Raw genomic sequence first — 6,676 nt, 5'->3', positions numbered from 1 at the left:
CAGAATCTGTTACACCCTCAAACGGAGAGAATGAAACATTCTCTCCGTTTTTATTTTTATTGCTTAAATCTGTTTTTCATTACTGCTCATCTTGCTGCGGTACATCATTTTCAGTTTCTAAGCGCTCTTCTTCAACAAGTGGGTGAATATCGCCCCTCATCGCTTTAGGTTCTTGCTCAGGTAGTAATGGTGCAACAACAGGGGCTGACACTGTTGGCAATGCCCCTTCGTTTAAAGGCGTATTAAAGTCATCACTAAGCTTATAGTCGCCTTCAACTTTGGTGAGTAAGTCGCCATCAAAGTATAAAATAAGTTCTTTATGAGTCACTTTAGCGTTACGGCCACTTTTAAAGTGATAAACGTAATACCAAATATTGTCTGCGAAACTATCACGCAACACTGGGCGACCTAAGATGTATTCAGCCTGCTCTTTAGTCATGTCGATACGCAGTTTTTCAACTTGCTGTAACTCCATGTAGTTACCTTGCGGTATATCTGGCTTGTAAATTAAGTAGTCAAAAACGCTACATGCACTTAGTGATACAGAAAGCGCAACGGCGCCTAAAAGGGTAAGACTTTGTTTTTTATTTATCATTGTCTGCGCTATTTCCTAAAAATCTGACGCCATCATACCCAAGGCTTCCCTATGCTGACAAGTGGCTATTGATACTTCATTACTACTTCAATGACGGTTATGACTCATTAGTGACTCAGTTAGTTCCCCAAATTTGACCAATGATGATTTTATTGGCGCTAAATATGTTGTGCAAATGTTTAAAAGAGGTGGTAATAGCGCTGCTATTTATATAAGTTTGATAGTAACTGGAGTTATTTTTAAATGCCGTGTGCCGCCATGGTAATGCTAGGGCATTTAGTGCAGAAAACTCTTAACCTTTTTTTGAAAAAATTGAGCACAATGTCATTAACAAGAGTTGAACCGGGTGAGACTGGACGTTTAGTTTTTGTAGGGACGGGACTGCAACTTGCCGGCCATATCAGTAAATTAAGTCAAAGTTATATTGAGAATGCAGATATTGTATTTTCTATTGTGCCCGATGGTTTTGCTAACCGTTGGCTTGAAAGCTTAAATGGCAATCATATCTCATTACAGTGCCATTATGCTCAAGAGGGTGAAGTGAAGAATCGCCGCGACAGCTATGCTGAGATGGTTGAGGCGATTTTGCAGCAAGTTCGTCAGGATAAGCTGGTGGTGGTAGCCTTATATGGTCACCCTGGGGTATTTTCTTGTGTATCTCATTTAGCCATTAAGCAAGCGGTTAACGAAGGCTATGAGGCGAATATGCTGCCGGGTATTTCCGCTGAAGCATGTTTGTGGGCAGATTTAGGCATTGACCCCGGCTCTAATGGTCATCAAAGCTTTGAAGCAACACAATTTATGCTTTACCAGCATCATCCAGATCCTGCGACTTACTTGCTATTATGGCAAATCGCTTTGGCTGGTGAGCATACTTTGACCGAGTTTAGTACTGATCAACACCGCTTGGAGATTTTGGTTGATCACTTAAGCCAATGGTACCCACTTGATCACCAAGTTATTATATATGAAGCGGCAAACTTGCCAATTCAATCTCCAAGAATTGACCAAATTCCTTTAAAGGATTTGCCGTTTGCGCCATTAAGTATGATCAGTACTTTATTAATCCCACCTTCAATGCCGCTGAAGTTAAATCAGCTGATGATGAAAAAATTAGGGATTAATGCCAATGATATTGGTTAACAGAATACGGGTTATTGTGGACAATAACCGCGCTTGATAGCTGTACTAATCAATAGTGATAACAACCTTGAAGACAAATAAGGAAATAACATGTCAAATTTAACCGAGTTTTTTACTCAATTAAGCTCAGATGCCAAGTTGTTAGAGGCTTATAAGAAAGATCCTCGCGGCGTTATGCAGGCCAATGGTTTATCAGATAAAGACATTGACGCTGTGATGTCAGGGGATATGGCGCAAGTTAAATCCTTGGTGGGTGATGTTGAACTGAAATCAATTTTACTCGTCCATCACTTATCGTAATCTTAGCCTCATGCTAAAAGCGCTTAATCGGTTACTTTGCTCCACGTTATTCATTTTCTGCGCAGCAGTGAGTGCCGATGACGTCAGCGCTGACGATATTGATCAAAAATTAGATCTGCTAGATGTATCAATACTTAAAGATATTGATACCTCTAGCGCCAGCATTAATGAACTGTTTGGTTTGTTTGATAGTCTAAGTCGAGCGCAAAAAATAAGGCTTTATATTTTTGAGTCGGTACGGCTTATTCTTGCCGGAAAATATGAAAGTGCCTTACAGACTTTAGATAAGGCTCTATTACTCAACCCGAACGATGAGCAATTAACGAATATTTATGCTTATAAAATTTCTGCTAGTATTCCTTTAAAGCGCTATGAAGATGCTTTTAGCCTACTGGAGAAAAGCCTAGCACGCATTGACAGCTTTCAAGATAACTCGATTAAAATCAGTTCCTATGTCAGGCTAATGAATACCTATCTAGATTTAGATAAATATGACGAGGTACTTAGGCTTTCGAAGATTGTTTTTATGTTAAATAAAGGCCAAGATAGCAAATCCCATTGCTATGCCATGGTACTGACATCTACAGCGCAATTATCATTGAACCAAATCCCTTATCTAGAACAATTACAATTATTTGCAGATACCCAAGATTATTGTCAGCAAAATAATTTCCCGTTAATTGCAGCTATGGCCATTAAAGGCAAGGCTATAGTTGAGTTTGAACACCATCATTATCAAACCGCAGAAGTGTTATTTCTTAAAGCGTTAGCAGCTTATCAACCGTTTAATTTTGAGTTAGAAATTAATAATATTTACGCTTATTTAAGTGAAGTTTATTTTCAGTTACAACAATTTCAACAGGCGGTTGAGTATGCCGAATTGGTCGATAAACTGACTAACGAGCCTAATAATTATAAGGCTAAGCAGCGTGCTTATAATGTGCTTTCAATGGTGGCCAGTAAACGTGGTCAATTTAAAGTTGCTTATCAATATCATGTGCAAGCCCATGCCATAGGGATGCTGTTAATTAATGATAAAAAGGTCAAAGAAACGGCATACCAAGTTGCAAAATTCGATAATGCAGAAAAGACTCGCCAGTTAAATAAACTGGCACAAGATCAAGAAATGCTAGCGAAAGAGCGCAGCATTATGAATAACGAAAAAAGCGCTTCGTTTATGTTTTCTACCGTCTTGACGGGCACGGTAGCATTTTTGAGTTTGTTGCTTGCCACCGCATGGATGCAAAGAAATCAATTTCGTAAACAAGCTCAAATTGATTTACTCACCGGCTTGTTAAATCGTGGTACTGGCGAAGAAAAAGCCGAAGATGAATTTGTCCAAGTGCTTGCCCGTGGCGGACAATATAGCGTTATAGTGATTGATTTAGACTTTTTTAAACAGATTAACGACACCTTTGGCCACGGCACTGGGGATTGGGCACTGAAAAAGGTTGCTGAGGTGATAACGGCGAATACCCGTAGTACAGATATCGTCAGTCGAATGGGTGGTGAAGAGTTTGCTATTTTTATGCCTTTTACCACAATTGAATTAGCAGTTGAGTTAGCGAAAAAAATACGATTTGATATTGAGTCGATTGATACTCGTTTTTCTGGTCATCAATTTACAATTACCGCAAGTTTTGGGGTTAGCCAAATAACGGCAGATGATCTAAGCCTTGATCTCATCATTAACCGTGCAGATACAGCCTTATATAAAGCAAAATCTGAAGGTCGAAATAAAGTGGTTTATTTATCATAGCTACCTGCTTTGGGCGTTTTTATCTGCACCAATATGGCTTCTGTATTTGCAAGCTTTGACCTTCCTTAGTGCAAAAATGCTTTAAATTGTGACTGTTTTTAACTTTTTATAAAAAAAGATGCATTTTTTTCGACTAAACCAATAACTTTTGTGATGTTGATCCGGTTACAACTCCACCAGTCTAGAGTATATATTCTATACAGCCTATTTTGTTTACGTAAACGTCAAATTAAAACAGTTGTTTAAATTTGGTTGTGATTAAGCATATTATAACTCAATGATTTTAATTATTTTAATGGCTTTACCTCAGGGTATGTTCAAAACAAAATGCTATTTCTACTTTAGTAGAAAACTGCCTTAAGGGTGTACATAATTATTTGCGACATGTAATTAAAGTACTTGTGTAATTACCTTTTTGTGCTGTTGGTAAATTGGTTGGACAAGTTACCAACTAAAACCAATTAAATGTTGTTTTAATTTTTATCTGTTTTAAATCAGTGTCTTGTTGTGTTTTTGCTGTTGGTGTTACCAATTATTAGGTTGCTGTTTGGCTTGTAGAGGATGTTATTTGGTTGTTGCAAATGCAAACGTTTCTGGTTAGGTTTTAGTACGAAACAAACATTTGATGGTTAAAAAGTAGCAGGGTTTGTTTTTAGATATGTGGAAGTAAGTTGTCTGTTTATAAACACTGATAGAGGTGTACAGATAAATACGCTTACTGACCACCATTTAACTTTTAAAAACGAATTATTGCTCAAGGGGCTAAATATGACAGCAGAACAACTAATGGCTAAATATGCTAAATCACAGCCAAGTGCTGAAACTGATTTACCAACAAGCTCAGAGCTTGCTTTGATTGGCCCAGAAGTCCCTGGCCAAGAGGTTATCTTCAATGATGGCTCACTGTCATTATTGGCTAGTTTATGTGGTGCTTTTGCTGCAGAAGTTCCTGAGTTGCTATCACAGCGAAAATTAAAGCAGCAACGCATTGATGATGGTCAATTACCTGGCTTCTTACCTGAAACCCGCGCTATTCGAGATGGTGAGTGGGCGATTAGAGGGATACCTGAAGATCTTACTGACCGTAGAGTTGAAATTACTGGCCCTGTAGATCGCAAAATGATTATTAATGCGCTGAATGCCAACGTAAAAGTATTCATGGCAGATTTTGAAGACTCACTAGCACCAAGCTGGGAAAAAGTCGTTCAAGGTCAAATTAACTTACGTGATGCAGTGCGAGGCGATATTAGCTTTACTGCTGAGGCAACAGGCAAACATTACAGTTTAGATGAAGATCCTGCAGTACTTATCTGTCGAGTACGTGGATTACACCTTAAAGAAAAGCACGTTGAGTTCAAGGGCGAGTCTATTCCAGGTGGTCTGTTCGACTTCGCGATGTATTTTTATCACAACTACCATCAATTATTAGCTAATGGCAGCGGCCCTTACTTTTATCTTCCTAAGCTTGAAAGTCATGTTGAAGCGCGCTGGTGGGCAAAAGTGTTCGCATTCGTTGAAGAACGTTTTTGTTTAAAGCCAGGCACAATAAAATGTACCTGCCTAATTGAAACGCTGCCGGCAGTATTCGAAATGGACGAGATTTTATATGAACTACGTTCAAATATTGTGGCATTAAATTGTGGCCGCTGGGATTACATTTTCAGCTATATCAAAACCTTGAACAAACATGCTGACCGTGTTTTACCAGATCGCCAAGCAGTCACTATGGATACGCCTTTTTTAAGTGCTTATTCACGTCTACTGATTAAAACCTGTCACAAGCGTGGCGCATTAGCTATGGGCGGCATGGCAGCATTAATTCCGGCTAAAACAGCCGAAGAAAATGAAATTATTTTGCAAAAAGTAAAAGGTGATAAAGAGCTTGAAGCGCGTAATGGACATGACGGTACTTGGGTGGCACACCCTGGTTTAGCCGATACCGCCATGGCGATTTTCAATGATTATATTGGCGCCGGAACTAACCAGTTGCACATTACCCGTGATGTCGATGCACCGATATTAGCCGAAGAGCTGCTGACACCTTGTGATGGTGAACGTACCGAAGCGGGCATGCGTTTAAACATTCGTATCGCAGTGCAATATATCGAAGCGTGGATCCAAGGTAATGGTTGCGTTCCTATCTACGGATTGATGGAAGATGCCGCTACAGCAGAAATCTCACGCACCTCGATCTGGCAGTGGATCCAACATGAAAAGTCACTTTCTAATGGCAAGTTAGTCACTAAAGACTTATTCAAAACCATGCTGGCTGAAGAGCTAATTAATGTCGAGCAAGAGCTAGGGCAGCAAAGGTTTACCAGTGGTCAGTTTACTAAAGCGGCCAGTCTGTTTGAGGAAATTACCACCTCTGATGAGTTGGTCGATTTCTTAACACTACCGGGTTATGAGTTATTAACAGCTTAAATTCAGTAGACGTATTACAAAAGTTTAATTTATAGCGGCTGAGAAAGGTTATAGATTCGTGTCGCATCAACAAGAAGTGGGCACAGGTTACTTTGACCAAGTGACAAGCTGTATTCAAGGCGGTTAATCTTCAGTGACGGCATTGACCGGCTTTACCGAAGAAGAGCTGTTTTAATACCACTTCTGTTACAGTTTAGCTGCCATGCAGCTGATGTCCCCCGATGTAGTTCACCTACAGGCTACATCGGGTTTTATCCAGTATTTGGAATTTTAGCGCAAGCTAGTTGTCGTTCTTAATGCGAGGATTTTTACTTCCTACCCAGTAAGTTTTCAACCATTTGCTTGTGTTGCGGCTCTTATGAGCCGTTTTTTTTGCTTAAAATTTATAGCGAAATCACAGCTGATTCAGTTAAACCTTCTAGTTATGTTATTGATTAATATCAATCCAAAGCGGC

Annotated in this window: 5 protein-coding genes; 4 read left to right on the top strand and 1 reads right to left on the bottom strand. The window is 39.5% G+C overall.

Features of this window, described 5'->3' with window-relative positions; translation table 11 throughout:
* Positions 1-79: 79 nt before the first annotated feature.
* Positions 80-595 (bottom strand): outer membrane protein assembly factor BamE, encoded by a 516-nt coding sequence (locus AB4140_RS08035; RefSeq protein ID WP_102520534.1) that lies wholly within the window; start codon positions 593-595, stop codon positions 80-82.
* A gap of 321 nt (positions 596-916) precedes the next feature.
* Here AB4140_RS08035 and AB4140_RS08030 point away from each other — a divergent pair, with 321 nt between their 5' ends.
* The 4 genes from AB4140_RS08030 (at position 917) to aceB (ending at position 6,221) form a co-directional block, all read left to right on the top strand.
* On the top strand, positions 917-1,738 hold the full coding sequence (locus tag AB4140_RS08030; protein ID WP_102520548.1) for an SAM-dependent methyltransferase: 822 nt from the start codon (positions 917-919) through the stop codon (positions 1,736-1,738).
* Positions 1,739-1,828: 90 nt separating this feature from the next.
* The gene (locus AB4140_RS08025; RefSeq protein ID WP_102477204.1) at positions 1,829-2,038 is read left to right on the top strand and encodes a hypothetical protein; all 210 of its coding nucleotides are present in this window, start codon (positions 1,829-1,831) and stop codon (positions 2,036-2,038) included.
* A 67-nt stretch (positions 2,039-2,105) separates the two neighbouring features.
* Positions 2,106-3,797, top strand: a complete 1,692-nt coding sequence (locus AB4140_RS08020; RefSeq protein WP_372000490.1) for a diguanylate cyclase — start codon at positions 2,106-2,108, stop codon at positions 3,795-3,797.
* A gap of 768 nt (positions 3,798-4,565) precedes the next feature.
* Positions 4,566-6,221 (top strand): malate synthase A, encoded by a 1,656-nt coding sequence (aceB, locus tag AB4140_RS08015; RefSeq protein ID WP_198589344.1) that lies wholly within the window; start codon positions 4,566-4,568, stop codon positions 6,219-6,221.
* The last annotated feature ends 455 nt before the right edge of the window (positions 6,222-6,676 follow it).

The sequence above is a fragment of the Shewanella sp. 10N.286.51.B2 genome (assembly GCF_041469265.1).
Classification (GTDB): domain Bacteria; phylum Pseudomonadota; class Gammaproteobacteria; order Enterobacterales; family Shewanellaceae; genus Shewanella.
This window is presented reverse-complemented; position numbering and strand designations above follow the sequence as displayed.